The organism is Oculatella sp. LEGE 06141 (genome assembly GCF_015207605.1).
Taxonomy (GTDB): domain Bacteria; phylum Cyanobacteriota; class Cyanobacteriia; order Elainellales; family Elainellaceae; genus Oculatella.
The window spans coordinates 12971-27483 of record NZ_JADEWO010000071.1 but is presented as its reverse complement, the minus strand read 5'-3'; the positions used below and the strand labels follow the sequence as shown (position 1 = coordinate 27483).

The 14513-nt window shown below is 47.8% G+C and carries 17 protein-coding genes; 13 read left to right on the top strand and 4 right to left on the bottom strand.

Annotated features, from left to right (window positions below):
* Positions 1-627 precede the first annotated feature (627 nt).
* From IQ268_RS28195 to IQ268_RS28185, 3 genes are all read left to right on the top strand, one after another.
* Positions 628-903 carry a hypothetical protein gene (locus IQ268_RS28195; RefSeq protein WP_193886110.1) on the top strand — a complete coding sequence of 92 codons (276 nt, stop codon included), beginning with the start codon at positions 628-630 and terminating at the stop codon, positions 901-903.
* Between the two features lie 504 nt (positions 904-1407).
* Positions 1408-3360, top strand: coding sequence for a hypothetical protein (locus IQ268_RS28190; RefSeq protein WP_193886108.1), 1953 nt, complete (start codon positions 1408-1410; stop codon positions 3358-3360).
* Complete coding sequence (locus tag IQ268_RS28185; RefSeq protein ID WP_228035799.1) at positions 3329-3547, top strand: hypothetical protein; 219 nt, start codon at positions 3329-3331, stop codon at positions 3545-3547. Before IQ268_RS28190 ends, IQ268_RS28185 begins: the two co-directional genes overlap by 32 nt.
* A gap of 293 nt (positions 3548-3840) precedes the next feature.
* Here IQ268_RS28185 and IQ268_RS28180 read toward each other — a convergent pair whose 3' ends face one another.
* Positions 3841-4431 (bottom strand): ParA family protein, encoded by a 591-nt coding sequence (locus IQ268_RS28180; protein WP_193886104.1) that lies wholly within the window; start codon positions 4429-4431, stop codon positions 3841-3843.
* Between the two features lie 137 nt (positions 4432-4568).
* Positions 4569-5270, bottom strand: a complete 702-nt coding sequence (locus tag IQ268_RS28175) for a hypothetical protein (protein ID WP_193886102.1) — start codon at positions 5268-5270, stop codon at positions 4569-4571.
* Positions 5271-5996: 726 nt separating this feature from the next.
* Between IQ268_RS28175 and IQ268_RS28170 the strand changes: the two genes are divergently transcribed.
* The 5 genes from IQ268_RS28170 to IQ268_RS28150 all read left to right on the top strand — a co-directional run bounded on the left by IQ268_RS28170 (position 5997) and on the right by IQ268_RS28150 (position 9759).
* The gene (locus IQ268_RS28170) at positions 5997-6563 is read left to right on the top strand and encodes a site-specific integrase (RefSeq protein ID WP_193886100.1); all 567 of its coding nucleotides are present in this window, start codon (positions 5997-5999) and stop codon (positions 6561-6563) included.
* A 39-nt stretch (positions 6564-6602) separates the two neighbouring features.
* Positions 6603-7487, top strand: coding sequence for a toll/interleukin-1 receptor domain-containing protein (locus IQ268_RS28165; RefSeq protein ID WP_193886098.1), 885 nt, complete (start codon positions 6603-6605; stop codon positions 7485-7487).
* A 140-nt stretch (positions 7488-7627) separates the two neighbouring features.
* The gene (locus IQ268_RS28160) at positions 7628-8161 is read left to right on the top strand and encodes a hypothetical protein (protein WP_193886096.1); all 534 of its coding nucleotides are present in this window, start codon (positions 7628-7630) and stop codon (positions 8159-8161) included.
* Between the two features lie 64 nt (positions 8162-8225).
* The gene (locus IQ268_RS28155; RefSeq protein ID WP_193886094.1) at positions 8226-8930 is read left to right on the top strand and encodes a hypothetical protein; all 705 of its coding nucleotides are present in this window, start codon (positions 8226-8228) and stop codon (positions 8928-8930) included.
* A complete protein-coding gene (locus tag IQ268_RS28150) occupies positions 8923-9759 on the top strand; it encodes a pentapeptide repeat-containing protein (protein ID WP_193886092.1) in 837 nt (278 codons plus the stop codon). The genes IQ268_RS28155 and IQ268_RS28150 overlap by 8 nt, the downstream gene beginning before the upstream one ends.
* Positions 9760-9817: 58 nt before the next feature.
* On the opposite strand, the gene IQ268_RS28145 is transcribed toward IQ268_RS28150, so the two are convergent.
* Positions 9818-10522: a thermonuclease family protein gene (locus tag IQ268_RS28145; RefSeq protein ID WP_193886090.1), complete on the bottom strand. Its 705-nt coding sequence runs from the start codon at positions 10520-10522 to the stop codon at positions 9818-9820.
* 175 nt (positions 10523-10697) lie between these two features.
* Here IQ268_RS28145 and IQ268_RS28140 point away from each other — a divergent pair, with 175 nt between their 5' ends.
* From IQ268_RS28140 to IQ268_RS28120, 5 genes are all read left to right on the top strand, one after another.
* Entirely contained in the window at positions 10698-11486 is a 789-nt protein-coding gene (locus IQ268_RS28140) for a TIR domain-containing protein (RefSeq protein ID WP_193886088.1), read from the top strand.
* 198 nt (positions 11487-11684) lie between these two features.
* Positions 11685-12260, top strand: a complete 576-nt coding sequence (locus tag IQ268_RS28135) for a hypothetical protein (RefSeq protein ID WP_193886086.1) — start codon at positions 11685-11687, stop codon at positions 12258-12260.
* A gap of 31 nt (positions 12261-12291) precedes the next feature.
* The gene (locus IQ268_RS28130; protein ID WP_193886085.1) at positions 12292-12732 is read left to right on the top strand and encodes a helix-turn-helix domain-containing protein; all 441 of its coding nucleotides are present in this window, start codon (positions 12292-12294) and stop codon (positions 12730-12732) included.
* Positions 12722-13060, top strand: coding sequence for a hypothetical protein (locus IQ268_RS28125; RefSeq protein WP_193886083.1), 339 nt, complete (start codon positions 12722-12724; stop codon positions 13058-13060). Before IQ268_RS28130 ends, IQ268_RS28125 begins: the two co-directional genes overlap by 11 nt.
* A gap of 110 nt (positions 13061-13170) precedes the next feature.
* Positions 13171-13815, top strand: coding sequence for a hypothetical protein (locus IQ268_RS28120; protein ID WP_193886114.1), 645 nt, complete (start codon positions 13171-13173; stop codon positions 13813-13815).
* A gap of 287 nt (positions 13816-14102) precedes the next feature.
* Here IQ268_RS28120 and IQ268_RS28115 read toward each other — a convergent pair whose 3' ends face one another.
* On the bottom strand, positions 14103-14276 hold the full coding sequence (locus tag IQ268_RS28115; RefSeq protein ID WP_193886081.1) for a hypothetical protein: 174 nt from the start codon (positions 14274-14276) through the stop codon (positions 14103-14105).
* Positions 14277-14513 lie beyond the last annotated feature (237 nt).

Below are 14513 nucleotides of genomic sequence, written 5' to 3'. Positions count from 1 at the left end.
GCCCAAACCCCCGATTGAGAACAAGGTTGTCCCCTTCAGCAGACCCGTTCCCAAGCTGGAAACAGCCGATCGCCCTCAACTGCTGAAGAGGGCAGAGGCAGAGGGGATCAAAAATTACCGCAAAATGTCCACGGTTCGGTTGCGATCGAAACTGCAACAGCTTCGGGCTGCTTAACCTGCCCGTCGCCTTTAGCGGAAGGCAGACAAAACCGCTGATACGCAAAAGGGAGGGCATCCGACCAAAGATACTCCCTCCCCTACATCCCCCTATTCCATAAGGAGACATTCTCTAATGTTAATGGTTCTCAATGAAGCTGGATTTCAGCAAGCAACATCAACAGTACGGATTAAGGCAATTGCCGAGCATCCCAATAAGCAGAGAGAGCAATTGGATCTCTGCCTGGTAAATGATGGAACACCCTGCACACCTCGGATCAAGCAATTGATCAGCCACAGATTAGGAGGTGAATGGAAGCTTCTGGATTGGGTAACGACAGGGGCAGAGTTTTAACCCTTGGTGAATTGTGGGGACTCCTGGTTCTCACCTGGCTTCTTTAGCCCCAAAAAAGAAAGGAGGGGCTGACACACCCCTCCACAAAAAGCAATCTATTCCAATTCAATTTTGCCATGCTGAACCAATTAAAGACTTCTGGAAACTTCTGCATCCAAGGCTTACAGGGTAGCTACGATCGCATCGGAGAAACCTTTCATTATGCAATCCTCCTTGATCAAGATGGTAATACCTTACAAGGAACAGCTCCCAACCTGGGGGAGATGTATGATGCCGTCCAAGAAAAGATCGATCGCATGGGGGCATGGTGGGCTTTAGAAGATTTCTTAGCGGATCTGCTGGATGTCGGGAAAATCGATTTTGATGATTATTCCCGTTTAGTGGATTTCTGATAAGTAATCCTGCTTAATCTGATAAGCATTTATACCTTATTAGATTGTCTGTCGTGATACAAAAAGAGTAGCTGAATCCCCACCCAGCTACTCTTTTTTGTTTATTTGGATTTTTTCTAATGCTTGATCTTGATTATATCCAACCTTACGCCGATCGCCTCACTCTAGATGATCGGACAATGCTCCAAGCTTTTCAGACGATGAGTTACGATCATCCAACCCAACGCACTTGGAAGCGACTTTGCTTTCATTGTTGGGCGAGATCCTTAACCGAAAAGAAGCGACTAGCAAAGCTTGTCAGAATGCTTGAAGAAATGGGCTGGATTGAGCTTTACCGCTCGAAGACGCCGAAAGGTAAACCCATGAGGAGATGGAAACCTCTAATTACAAAAGGGGATCTGGATGCGTTTCTAAGTTGGTTGGTGAGTCTCTGATCGGCTTTTTCTCCCCTTTTCCCAGTGAAAAGGGGAGAATTGATTTAGAGAATTATTGAAAATTTTAATTATGGTAACCAATAAGATCATTGTCCAAATTGTCCCTGACGATCGCCTATCCCCAAAATTAAGGGATATCGGCGGACAGGCTACCCAGATGGGAGGCCAGTTCAACGGACTGGGGAGTATCATCCGGAACAATGTTCTTTCCGCCAACCTCCTAAGCTCTGCGATCGTTACCGGGATGGGTGCGGCTCAAAACGCTGTATCAAGCCTTACCTCGTTTGTTGGTGGGCAATTCTCAGAGGCTATGGAAGCCTCCAACGACCTTATCTCTGTTGCAGGGGATTTAGGAAAGCTCACAGGGCTGTCTTTTGAGGAGTCCACGGCTTTCATGTCGGAGTTCTCCGCAGAGTTAGCGGCTGCGGCTGCTACTTTACCGGGGGCGACTGCTGACTTTGTGAGCCTCGCCAGAGGGATCTCTGATAACTTGGTTCCCGCTTTTCAAGACCTTAATGGAAACCTAGACCAAGAAGGCTTTAGGGCGATGCTAGGGGACATTTCCACCTTTGCCGGGGTACGGACAGCTACAAGTGGACGGCTAACCAATAGAGATGCTTCCCTGGGGATTAGCAGAGCCTTAGGGGGATCAAGTTTAGCTGAGTTAAGTAGACTTCAATTTTTCCAAGAAAACCCCGCAGTGTTGGCTACGGTGGAGAAGCAATTAGCCGAAATGGGGGCTGATGGATTTGCTGCAATAGCCCCTGAAATGAGGGCTGCGGTTCTGCGAGAGGCTCTTGAAGTCGAAGATGAGGTAATCCAAAAGTACCGGGAGAGCTGGGGTGGAATTCTAGAGGGCTTTAGAAGTTCTCTATTTGATCCTTATAAAGGTGCATTTAGCTTTCTGAAAGACCTCAGACCGGATTTAGAGGGTGATCAGAGCATTTTAACGGAAGCGACGGAGACCTTAGGCTTAATTGTGGGGGATGATGGCATTCTTGCTGGAATTAGCAAGTCTCTAGGGGTTGCCCACCTTGAGCCAATGGAACCAGTCTTGGGGGCTATTGAGCGGGTTAATGGTTGGTTGGGGAGGTTCGATCGCCTCTTAGATGAGAATGGCACGGATGGGGCAGAGGATCGCAGCCTACTCCAAATCATTGGTAGTGAAACCGATCGCTTATGGGATGGCCTTATTGATTGGGTGGGAAACTCCTTGAATTCTGTTGCGGATTTTTTTAGAAACAACCAGACAGGAGATGTTTTCGCTTTCGGAGATGTATTGGGGCAAGCGGTCGGCAACTGGCTAGGAGGGGTTGCAGTTGCGATCAGCAGCATTTCTTACGGGGATGCGATCGAAATTCTTTTTGATGGGTTGACCTGGAGCTTCGGTTTCCTAACCGGATTGATCCGGGGTTTTGACTGGGATGGACTGGCAAAGTTACTTTGGAGAAATATATCGGAAACATTCAGCACATTAGCCTCTTTCGTTTGGCAAGGGCTTTCCCCTGCCAGAGATGCGATCTCTGATTTGGGGAAAGCGATCACCAATGCCCTTAGATCTTTGGCAAATATTCTTCCGGGGGGCAATATTCCGGCTCCAGCCCCCGCTTTACCAAGGGGAGGACAGCAGATTTATAATTCCCCAGTTCAAATCCCATCGGCTGCGGAAGGCTTCTTCCCGTCCACTCTAATCGGTTCTATAGTGCGATCGGCTTCTCAAGAGATGCGAGAGATGCCATCGGGGGCAAAACTCACAATCGCAAATACATCTGAAGCGATTTTGAATCGGGATCAGCAAAGTAACTTGGTAAGCTCGATGAATCAAGCTATGGCTCCCGCAACCAGGGCAACGGGGACAACCGGGGGGGACTCCCAAGTAACTTTGACTTTTGGGGACATCCATATCAATGCTGGATCTGGAGACCCGCAGAAAATAGCCACGATTGCTGTACCAATGTTGCTGAAGGAGATAGAGAGTGGATTCCGCCAATATGAGCAAAATCGACTTGCCCCTAGCTTCTAAGATTAAAAGCCAAATGACAGAACTGTTGGAAAGTCAGCAGTTTGAGAAGGCTCAAGATATTATGTTTGGGTTCCTCCGGGATCATAGAGAATATGTGGGTACTGGAAGGGCATGGGAAATCCTGCCACTGGATACCCCAGTTCTAAAGGCTTTTATCTTCTGGCTGGAAGATAATCCGAACATCTAAATGTCTAAACATTTAAGCATCTGGATGTCTAGACTCTAACCAAGCCCGAACCAACTCCTCAACCACTTCGCTGATCTCCCTCCCGCCCTCGGCTGTAGCAGCCTTAAGCTTCCGGTGGAGGACTTTGGGTAAGTAGATGGTAGTCCTTTGATAATCGGGATCTTGGCTTTTAGCTGGTTTTGGATGTTTAGATGTTGAGACATCTAGATGGTTAGATGTCTCAACATCTGAATGCGATCGATCTTTTGCAGCCCCAAACAGAGCATCAAAACGGCTGCTGTATTTCTTCGGAGTCATTTCAGGATCTCCTTTCCCACTGCCTGATAGCACCCCCAGGCAATCCGGGCATAAGGATCTTTCACCTGAGAAACGGGAACCCCTTCCAATGCCGCTTTTTGGAATACTGCCAACCTTCGGATACCACCCTTAAATACTGGTAATCCGGCTCTCTGAAGACTAGCTCTAGCGTCTTCCCCTGCTGTGTTCGGCTTTGGGGGAATGATCGTCAGCAGAATTTTGTAAGGGGCTTCTAGGGGTTTTAACACGTCAATCATTTGCAACATTGCCCCCATCGACAGGGCATCTGGGGACGTTGGGAGAACTAGCAGATCACAGCCCTCAGCGATCGTCTTTAGTTCTGTGGGGTCGGGTCGGGCAGGGGTATCCACGATGATGTGATCGTACTTTCGAGCAAACTTAACCCCTTGCTTTTCATCCACTACTTTGAAAGGCAAATCCCCTCTACTTGCCCAATCTAGAGCCGAGCGGTTAAGGTCTCCATCAACCAATAAGGTAGGAGCCTTCTGCTGGAAATAAGCAGCCAGGTGAAAGGCCGAGGTAGTCTTCCCTACCCCCCCTTTGAACGCAGCAACAGTAATGATCATTCCGATCGCCTCAATCCGATTAAAGGATTGTACTTGATCGGAATGTCTAGGAGCTTAGGTGTTTAGATGTTTGAAAGTTTATCTTTTGAGAATTGAGCTAGGGTTGGATCACAACAGCTCTATCCTCAAATTGATTTTTAAGAACCCCTACTCGATTGTTCAGAACGCTTATCCCGCAACTGATTAACAACTTGACTTATTGTGTATCCTTGCCTCTCCCACTGCCTAAGTTCCTCTACAAGCTCAGATACATCTGAAGAAGCAACATCAGATAACTGAGAATGAAGTAAAGAAGAGGTTGATTTAGTAGTTTTATATTCTTCTAGAAGTTTTTCTATATGTGTAGCAAAACCTCGTAAGTCACGAGAAACCGGAGAGTTTAATTCAATAACTTGAATTTTTTCTCGAAATTCTTCTGGAATTAGATAAGGCATAGGTCGTGGCTTGGCCTTTAATGATTTTTCAGTTTTTGCCTTAAGGAGACTTTGCTCCACCGACTCTTCCGAGTTACTGATTATTGCCGATCCTGCTAGTTCATGAGCTACTGAACCAGCCTTTCCTTCAGCCTCTTCGGGGAAAGCGTTAGCAGCTTTGTTGTAAAGCCTTATAGAGGCTTGCACGTCATTAGAACTAGAATCTTCAGAGGATGATTGAACTACAGCATCATCGTCCTCATCCATTATTACCTTCACCAGCAAAACCGTTCCCGCTCCGGCTAAGGCTAAGGCTGGTCCTCCGACAAGAACTCCAAGGGCAGCTAAACCAAGTGAGGCAGAAAGCTTAAGTGCGAGATCGGTTCTAGAGAACCGCTGTGTTTGTGTAATCTCCCTTCTACCCATCTCTACTCCTCAGTTTTACTCACTTCTAATCCTCGATCGTCACTTCGGGATTGTTTTATCGAGTTGGCAGTTATAGCCCCAGATGTCCCCCCTGCCCCTAGCAAATAAAAGCCAATCTCTTTGTCAAGGGCAGCGAATCCAATCCCACTCAACAGGGTGATAAGAGTAATGGTAATCCCCCAAAAGTGATCTCGCCCTCTTAGTCGCATTACTTGGTCTGATTGCTTCTCTTGAACCCTTAACTGAAGTCTTCGCCTGTCCACCTCTAAACTTTGTTTCTCAACCTCCATCTCTTTTAGTCTTAGCTCAAGGAGCTTTTCCCGCCGAATAATTTCTCTATCTTCCTCAGCCCCAGTCTGCCCCCCTGGCACTGCCCGTAAGGAGGGGGGATGTTCTGGTTTTTTGGGAGCTTCATCCATGCTTTCCAGAGGGAGCGGTGTCGGGACATTTCTTAGGTTCACTAAAGCTGATCTTATTCGCTAGACAAGATTTAGGGTAGTTGCTTGGTAAGTTCCTTCTCAGACATTCAGATGTTCAAAAATCTAAATGTCTAAACATTCAGACATCCAAATCAAAACGGGTATGATTACGGGTTGCAATAAGCCATTAAAAAGAGAAACCCTGCTCTGACTGGCACAATCCGGAACGATATAAACCAGTAAAACTGTTCGTGTTTCGTCTGAAACACGAACTAAAATAGAAGTGAAATCTAAAAAAGGATGACTTATGCCCCGTGATGGAAAAACAAACCGCTCTGGTTCAGCCGCAATTCTAGAACCGGGGGAGCTGCAAGAATTATTTGCTGAATTAGATGATCCGTATCGGGCGATCGTCCAAGTCTGCTATCTGACTGCGGGAAGAATTGGGGAAGTGTTAGCCCTGCGGGTTGATCATATTAAAAACGGGTATGTAGTTTTCCCTGCTCCCAACACAAAGACCGGGGAGACCCGCAAAGTTACTTTGACAGAGCCTTTGCAGAAGGCGATCGACCGAGTAAGACCTTCCTCTGGCTATCTCTTCCCCTCCACAGCCCTAGCAGGGCACTTAACCGCCAGGGCTGTGGAAAAGCACGTTAAAGCCGCTGCCGAGTTGATGGGTTTTGAGGGAGTAAGTCTACACTCCTTCCGCCGATCGCGTCTCACCCACCTCCATGAGCAGGGCTGGGGACTGCATGAACTGAAGCGAGTTAGCAGTCATAAGTCCCTTCAGCAGTTACAGCAGTACCTTGGAGTCGATCAGGCAGTGGTGGACGAAAAGTTAAAACAGGCTGATGTAGGGTTTGAGGTGGTTTAAGATAGGGGACGATCGGCGTTTCAGTTTCTGGGTTTGAACATGGCAGATGAGGAACAGCTTGCCTTACTGAAGCAGGGGGTGGAGGTGTGGAACAAGTGGAAAGCTAATGCCGACCTCTTTAGAGCCAACCTCAGTGGAGCCGACCTCTTTGAAGCCAACCTCTTTAGAGCCGACCTCAGTGGAGCCAAACTCTTTGAAGCCAACCTCTTTAGAGCCGACCTCAGTGGAGCCAACCTCGGTAGAGCCGACCTCAGTAGAGCCGACCTCCGTGGAGCCAACTTAGAAAGGACTCAACTCAAGGAAACAGTCTTTAGTAACGTTGTCCTAAGTTCTGTTAAAGGACTAGAAGCGTGCATCCACCAAGGTCCAAGCACGATCGATTTCCGCACCCTCGCAAAATCAGGACCATTGCCACTAGCCTTCCTTCGCGGTGTCGGACTACCAGACAACGTAATCGACTACCTCCCCTCCCTTCTCAATCAGCCGATCCAGTTCTACTCCTGCTTCATCAGCTACAGCAGTAAGGATCAGGAGTTTACAGAGCGCCTCCACGCTGACCTTCAAGACAAAGGCGTTCGTTGTTGGTTTGCTCCTGAGGACTTGCCGATCGGAGCCAAGATCCGAGTTGGCATTGATGAAGCAATCCAGGTTCATGACAAGTTACTGTTGGTGCTGTCAGAGATTTCTGTGAACAGCCAGTGGGTAGAGCAAGAGGTCGAAACCGCTTTGGAGAAGGAGAGGCAGCAAAACAGGATAGTTTTATTTCCGATCCGGTTGGACGACGCTGTGATGGACTCTAGAGACGGCTGGACGCGATTAATCAAGAACTCCCGCAACATCGGGGACTTCACTCGATGGAAAGACCATGATGCTTATCAGAGGGGGTTGAAGCGGTTGTTACGGGATTTGAAGGCTGTGGAGTAAAGGTACTTTGTGACAGTTCGTCTTTTTGTCAAGGTCTCAACTACGTGAAGATTGATTGAACTTACAAAAAAGCTTTATTGATCTACACCCAACTAGGATAGATGAATACATAACATTAGGTAGCTGTTGTAACCGATGTTATGCTTAAAAACCTTGCAATTCCTATCATGGCACTTTCGTTAGTTGCTGCCCCCATTCTTTCACCAAGAGCCTTTGCCCTGCCTCATCTCGTCGTAGCCCAACAAACCCAAGATATTAGCGGCTGGAATAATACACAGTGGGGGATGACATATGAAGAAATTAGAGCTTTGTACCCAGTTGGTATACTGCAACCAAATCATGGAACCAGCGATTTTGCTAATCACACATTGTTCGACGGGTTTGCTCTTGGTGAATCCCGCTACAGAGTCGAGTTTCATTTTGGAAGAAGCGGAACTTTAGAGAGTGCCATTTTACGTTGGGATCAGAGTGGAGCATCACCCTCCCAAGAGTTACTTAATGCCCTGATCGCCAAATATGGACAACCCGGTGATAACTCAATCCCCTCAGTTGGAATGGCAAGGAAGGTGTGGAACCTGCCATCAACTAAAATAAGTCTGATAATAGTAAATCGACCAGATGGTCAGAGCGTTAATCTTGCCTATAGACGACAAACCATTATGAATAGCATTTAATGAAATCAAAATGGATGTCACTCCTAAACTTCAAGTAGAGAGCAAGTTCCCTGACTGTGTAGTAATGAAACTCCACCTTCAGGTAAAGTCTGAGTCCCCTAAAACATCCTCTCTGTTTAGATTGGGCAAGGCAGAAGTAGTTAACCCTCCAGGAGAGTTAGATCTTAGACTTACTATTGCCTTTGGCGGTGAGCAGGAAATTCAGATACCAGGTGGAAGTCGGTTGGGAGGACGAGCAACATTTGGAGTTAGGAGGGGACAGCTTCGATTTGTCTTCCAAAAGTGCAAATTGCCACTGGAGAAGACTGTCCTCTTAAACCCATTCCGAGTATCAATTGATGTAGAGAGGCAAAAGACTAAATCCAATGAAATTCAAGCAGGGGCAGCATTAGATTCTCGAAGTATCGGGGCGAAAGCGAGTGAAGGATCGGTTGAAAAGACTACTGTCGAGGTTTTTCAGGTTAAGAAGGTAGGCTCTGAAGATAATCCTGCCTGGATTTTTGAAGCCTATGGTAACCGAACTGTTTTGGAGGGAATGCTGAGGGAGACGCTTTTGGGCACTCTCCAAGTTGCTGAACTTCCTTGTGAGATAGCTGCTGATTTTACGGTTCGAGGTGACGATGTTCAGATCACCTGGGGGCAAATTGGGCAAGTTGAAAACATCCATCGCAACAGGCTTGCTTTAATTGAACGAGCGATCGCCCTTCGATACATTAAGCCAATGGTCGAATCGGCTCCTATCTGTCAGGGGAGGTGGAAACATGGCTGAACCTGCTTCTTTTGAAGACCTTGATCAGGCAATTGGTAACGTCCTTGATGCTGAAACGACCAGCTTCTTCGAGTTGGCTGAGATGCTAGGACTAGACCCTAAGCAAGACTTTGCTGGAGCCGATTTATCCGGAACAGACTTCTTTGGAGGTGATCTGGTAGGTGCAAACTTTGCTGAGACGGATTTACGAGGTGCCAATCTTGCTTATGCCAATCTGCAAGGGGCAAACTTTACAAACGCTGATTTGAGTGTCCCCTCCTCTGGCTATCTAGCACGGACTAAAGAAATCAAGCAGCTAATTACCCGCGACCTCGACCTCGCCCGTGACCTTACCCGTGACCTTACCCGTGACCTTACCCGTGACCTCGACCTCGCCCGTGCCCGCGTCCGCGCCCTCGTCTTTGACCTCGCCCGCAACCGTGTCCGTGAGGTCGGCCATGTCCGTAGACTCGCCCACGCCCTCGAAAGTACCGTCGATCTCATCCGCACCGTTGACCTCACCCATGACCTCGACTTCGCCCGTGTCCGTGTCCGTGCCCTCGAACTTGACCTCCTCCGCATCCGTGACCTCGCCCGCGCCCGCGATCGTGACCTCGACAGCATCCGTGCCTTTGTCTATGACCTCACCCTTGCTATCGGAGGTGGGGCAAACCTTTATATGGTTAACCTCACTGGAGCAAGGCTTGACGGAGCTAATGTTGAAGGGGCAATTATGACTGGCTGTACAGGTTTGTCGGATTCTGAGATTGCTGATTTGAAAAGAAGAGGAGCCATTTTCGATAGCGCTCCCGGTGATCGATCAGAAATGCGTGTACCAGTCCCCAGTTAAGCCTTTAAGACAGAGAAGTTGAAGATTAGAGAGATGGCATTTTCTCTAACGAACTGCACTATGGCAGTGATTCACAAGCCCGTCCATTGCCATCCCCGTCCAACCGATGTGGATCAGACCGATCGCCATTCAACACGGCTTGAGCCTCTGCCTGAGTTGAGAAGTCAGAGCAATCGAGATCCCCTGATTGACTGGTAGAGGAAGGTCTTGCAGTACCAGGTGTGGAGCTGCTACCTCCCCGTCGATAATCCCAAGGCATCACAGGGTTGGACTGGCTCCAGAAGCCTAAGCGTTGCTGCTGGGCATTGGCTTCAGCATTAAGGTATTCCTGTCCGTTCTGGCAACCGCTTAAGTATTGGCGGTAGACGACTGCCCAACCCTCCCTCACCATCTGTAGGTTGATAGATTGCCCATTACGGTAGACCTCGGCAACGGTACGACCGTATCTGTCTGTATCCACCGTTCTAAGGCCAATAGAGGCTCCTCTGGGGAGGAGTTGCCCTAAGCGTTCAGCAGCACTACTTCCGGTTGCTTGGGAGGACTCTGGTGCATCAATACACGTCAACCTGACAGTAACCGTCTGCCCTCCTGCATGGACTCGCAAGGTATCCCCGTCCCCTGTAGAAACGACAGTAGCAGGGGTGCGGTTAGCCTGGGGAGTGCCGACTTGGGCAAGGGTGGTCTGTGGATTCGATAGGCAACCACCTAAGCTGAGGGCGATCGTACTGATGGCTAAGACGGCTGGCAGGTTGCGGTAGGGCATGGATGCTTTATGGTAGCAATTCCATTGCAGTGTTCCCCTTTTCGGGTATAACGGGTCATGCTGAAATTAAATCCTGGGGATTAAAGGTACTGCTTCATCAATTTTCTGGATTAGATTGACATCCAGACTCTTCTAAGCCAAAACATAGACTTAACGTTCCACTTCAAAGTCACTTATGAATGTTTTCCTCAGTTGGTCTGGGCATCGCAGCAGGGCTGTAGCCGAATTATTAAAGAAATGGCTTAAGTGTGTGCTTCAGGCTTCAACCCCTTGGATATCCTCGGAAGATATTGATCGGGGATCTCTTTGGTTCTCAGAGTTGCAAGATCAATTGAAGGATACGTCCACAGGTATCATTTGCCTTACAGCGGACAACTTGACAAAACCTTGGCTTCTCTTCGAGGCAGGGGCTTTAGCAAAAGGGCTTTCTTCATCTAGGGTCTGTACTTTTCTAATAGATATTGATCCTTCTCTTGTGCAGAATCCCTTAGCGCAATTTAATCATACGATGCCTACAAAAGAGGGCATGTGGCAATTGGTAGCCTCTCTTAATAAGAGGCTAGAAGACCGCCAACTTGAATCGGAGGTATTAAAAAGCGTTTTTAATACTTACTGGACACAATTTGAGAAAGATTACTTAATGATTCTGGAAGAACATCCTATTGGCGAAAAAATGCCCCGGCCAGATGACAGTTCGCTCTTACAGGAGGTCTTACAGACAGTACGTACCCTAGATCGAAGGCTGCGGGGGGTAGAATCGCAAGCTTCCAGGAAAGGCATCAGACCGGAAGATCCGAGGCATAAATTCTCGGTTCAGGTAAGGAGAGACCTCAACTTCCTACGAGGAAAAGCACAAACTTTGGTAGAGCCACGAGTTCTGGGAGAAGAAGAAATAAAGCAACTGTTCCAGGAGACTTTTGAAGATGACTCTTGTGATAACACATCGTCGATAGATGATTCTTAGGAGTTGGGTAAGCAATTGTTGTGAAGACCTATAGCCTCGAAAGAAAGTAGGTTTGTAGGACACATTGGTGTAAACGAGGATTTTACATCCGAGGCTAGTTTCAGACGTTATTTGATCAGCTATTTCTGATCGGTTCAAAGCCTTCGTATCTCTTGTTTTCTGGGATGATCGAAGTGTATTTGAAAGGAACTATTAGTTGTGGACATTGAAGAGTTCGAGAGACAACTCCAAGCAAAGGATCAGGCACTTCAAGAAAAGGGTCGGCAATTAGCGGAATTAGGGTCACAGCTCCAAGGCTATCAGAAGCAGCTTGAAGCGGCAGAGGGAAAGATCAAGACCCTCAGTAATGATGATGTTATCTCATCCGTCTTGGACGACTTAGTAAGCGCTCAGGAGCATTATGAGGAGTTGCTAGCCAAACAAGCTTTTGAGTTTGAATTGAAGCGATCTGGTCTCTCCGAGGAAGAAAACGAGTACGTTGATCCTATTGATTTACTTTGGCAAAACCATAAAGGACATTTAGAGCTAAAGGGTACGACCCTGAGACCTATCGGAAGCAAGCAGACGCTCTCAAATTACATTGAACGAAGAATTAAGAGCAACAAGCATGAGGGAGCCTTCTTCCAGTCTCCAGAAGAAATCCAAGAGGAAAATCAGGATAAATCAGGGAAGCCAGTGGTCTATACCCGGAACGGTCAAATTAACTTGCGGGGGACTGGGTACAGTTTGGAGGATGTTGCAACCGGAAAGGTAACGATCCGGTCGTCAAAGTAACTTTGGAGAACTTTTTTGAGAGCAGTTGAGAATGGATGCCAATATTTTCAAAGGGTTAAGCCCTAAAAAAATTCAAACGATCTCCCTGCTCTGCCAGGGGGAATCTCAGGCTGAAATTAGCAAGATTGTTGGGGTCGCTGAATCCACTCTTTGTCGCTGGAAAGCTGATCCTGAGTTCGAGACTGCCCTCAAAAAGGCTCAGAGAGCCAGTAGGGAGGAGGGTTTTGCAGCCGCTACCTCTCTATTGGCTAATGCCGTTCCCCAGGCTGTGATGAAGGCTTACGAGTTGATGGAGGGGAAGAGTTCCCCCAGCATTCAGCTCAGGGCTGCTCAATTGCTCTTAGATTACGGGTTTAGGGTGCATCAGGGAGACTTAGCAGCCGACATTGAGGAACTTAAGGGTATGGTTGCTCAATTGATGGGTGATCCGAGCTTACAAAAAGCTTTAGGGGAGGTTTCCGATGGCTATTAGGATGTCCCCGGAGAAGCTTAAAGCGACGATCGCAGACCTCCGGCAGTATCTTTCCCCTGCCCTGGAGAGGCTCAAAAAGACCGCGCCAGAACGCAGCCGGAGGCAGAAGATCCGAGCAATGAGTAAAGAGCAACTGTTGAGGCGATCGGATCTTTTGGATCATCCAGATTCAGCCGTACTTATGCCCTATCTAAAAATCCTGCCCCGGCATGAACAGATCAGAATCTTGCTGGATGTGGATATTGCTACCCCGCAGGAGCCTATTGAGCAAATAGATGAAGCCGAGATGATCCGGGCTTATTTAGATTCGTGCGGGATTAAAAAATAGAGTAGGGGTAGATTCTGAGTTTGACCCAGGAGAGGTCAAGAATGCCCTCGATTTCAGTTGGATAAAGTTGAGGTGATAGGATATCCGCAAAAGATTGCGGAGCTTCTACCATGCAGACTCAATGGTACTTGTGTGAAATTGGCAGTTACCCAGAGCATGAAGGGGATCACCTGAAAAAAGCTGACAATCTCTCTGTTCAGCACCCTGATATCTTTTTTGGAGATATCTATGCCATGTTGGAAGGCAGTGCGGTTATCGAGAGAAATAAAAAAGGTGAAGGGGATTGGTACGTTTGGCTTCCTATAATCCCTCGCGTCGGGGATACGTTGCAGTTTGCAGGATGGCAAGTGCAAGTATCTAGAGTCATTTTAAGTACTGACTGGAACAGCAAAACAGGTATCAAAGAAGGGCTTTTTGTATCGGCACGTATCAGTATTCGAGATGATGTTATCCCTGAACTGGTCGATGCAAGATTTTCAATAGATTCTAAGTGTAGTAAAGGGGTTCACAAATGGGAAAGCTTTGCACGTCGGGGACTTGACCAGCAATATTACGCATGGGAACTGAAGCATGAGGACTACATAGAAAGTACAGACGAGAATGGAGAGAACTATTATCGTTGGCATACCCGCATCCGTCCTGTAGCAGGAGATATTATCTCAGTACAAAATAGACGCTGGTGCGTTATTGCTGTAGAGCTAAGTAGCGCAAATTCCTCAGTGGATGGGCAATTAGATCTTCAAGAAGCCCATTAAAACCCATCAACAGGGCTGTAGAAGTCACTCCGGGGAATGCAGCCTGAACAATTGAGGGAACGTTAAAGAGGCTCCCTCAAGCCTCTTTTTTTGATCATCTCTCGATTTTTCTCTGTGAGTAAGATATCGCTGATGGGTGATGGCGATCGGGGGCTGCGGGAGAACAGGGTAGTACTGCATTACTAATCAAAGTAATCTACGGTAACTTGGTAGGGATTTAGGGGTATCAACTTGTTATGACAAGAAGTGTTAGGGACTGCTAGGGGCAGGGTTCGATCGCCACATGCCTAAGCCTCTGTGCAACGCCCATCTAATGCCCCTGTGGAGAGGCTGATCACCCTATCAGGGGCATTGAGCCAAACAGGGTAATGAAGATTGCTCCGAGTGCAGTAAAGCACCGCTGGCAGGTCTGCGGGGGAACCGATCGCAAGCCAGATCAGGGTAGGGAGCAAGTGGGTCATGGGTGGGGGTTGTTTAACAATGAATGCCGTTTGTACCGCTCAGGGGGTCTTTTGGGGGTCTTCTGGGGGTCGTACCCTGCCCCGTACCGTTTATTATTTCCTTCCACTCCCTCTCCCCCGTTTTTAGCACCCTAATAAGCCTAATAACAACCTAATGGGGAACCTAATAGGGAGCCTAATAGCCTTTTCAGCCGCTCATTAGGTCGTTATTAGGTCGCTATTAGGTCGCTATTAGGT

Excerpts from the sequence above, each read along its gene's own strand:
- IQ268_RS28195 (WP_193886110.1), top strand. The coding sequence starts at position 628 with ATGCTGAACCAATTAAAGACTTCTGGAAACTTCTGCATCCAAGGCTTA.
- IQ268_RS28190 (WP_193886108.1), top strand. The coding sequence starts at position 1,408 with ATGGTAACCAATAAGATCATTGTCCAAATTGTCCCTGACGATCGCCTA.
- IQ268_RS28185 (WP_228035799.1), top strand. The coding sequence starts at position 3,329 with ATGAGCAAAATCGACTTGCCCCTAGCTTCTAAGATTAAAAGCCAAATG.
- IQ268_RS28180 (WP_193886104.1), bottom strand. The coding sequence starts at position 4,431 with ATGATCATTACTGTTGCTGCGTTCAAAGGGGGGGTAGGGAAGACTACC.
- IQ268_RS28175 (WP_193886102.1), bottom strand. The coding sequence starts at position 5,270 with ATGGGTAGAAGGGAGATTACACAAACACAGCGGTTCTCTAGAACCGAT.
- IQ268_RS28170 (WP_193886100.1), top strand. The coding sequence starts at position 5,997 with ATGCCCCGTGATGGAAAAACAAACCGCTCTGGTTCAGCCGCAATTCTA.
- IQ268_RS28165 (WP_193886098.1), top strand. The coding sequence starts at position 6,603 with ATGGCAGATGAGGAACAGCTTGCCTTACTGAAGCAGGGGGTGGAGGTG.
- IQ268_RS28160 (WP_193886096.1), top strand. The coding sequence starts at position 7,628 with ATGCTTAAAAACCTTGCAATTCCTATCATGGCACTTTCGTTAGTTGCT.
- IQ268_RS28155 (WP_193886094.1), top strand. The coding sequence starts at position 8,226 with ATGAAACTCCACCTTCAGGTAAAGTCTGAGTCCCCTAAAACATCCTCT.
- IQ268_RS28150 (WP_193886092.1), top strand. The coding sequence starts at position 8,923 with ATGGCTGAACCTGCTTCTTTTGAAGACCTTGATCAGGCAATTGGTAAC.
- IQ268_RS28145 (WP_193886090.1), bottom strand. The coding sequence starts at position 10,522 with ATGCCCTACCGCAACCTGCCAGCCGTCTTAGCCATCAGTACGATCGCC.
- IQ268_RS28140 (WP_193886088.1), top strand. The coding sequence starts at position 10,698 with ATGAATGTTTTCCTCAGTTGGTCTGGGCATCGCAGCAGGGCTGTAGCC.
- IQ268_RS28130 (WP_193886085.1), top strand. The coding sequence starts at position 12,292 with ATGGATGCCAATATTTTCAAAGGGTTAAGCCCTAAAAAAATTCAAACG.
- IQ268_RS28125 (WP_193886083.1), top strand. The coding sequence starts at position 12,722 with ATGGCTATTAGGATGTCCCCGGAGAAGCTTAAAGCGACGATCGCAGAC.
- IQ268_RS28120 (WP_193886114.1), top strand. The coding sequence starts at position 13,171 with ATGCAGACTCAATGGTACTTGTGTGAAATTGGCAGTTACCCAGAGCAT.
- IQ268_RS28115 (WP_193886081.1), bottom strand. The coding sequence starts at position 14,276 with ATGACCCACTTGCTCCCTACCCTGATCTGGCTTGCGATCGGTTCCCCC.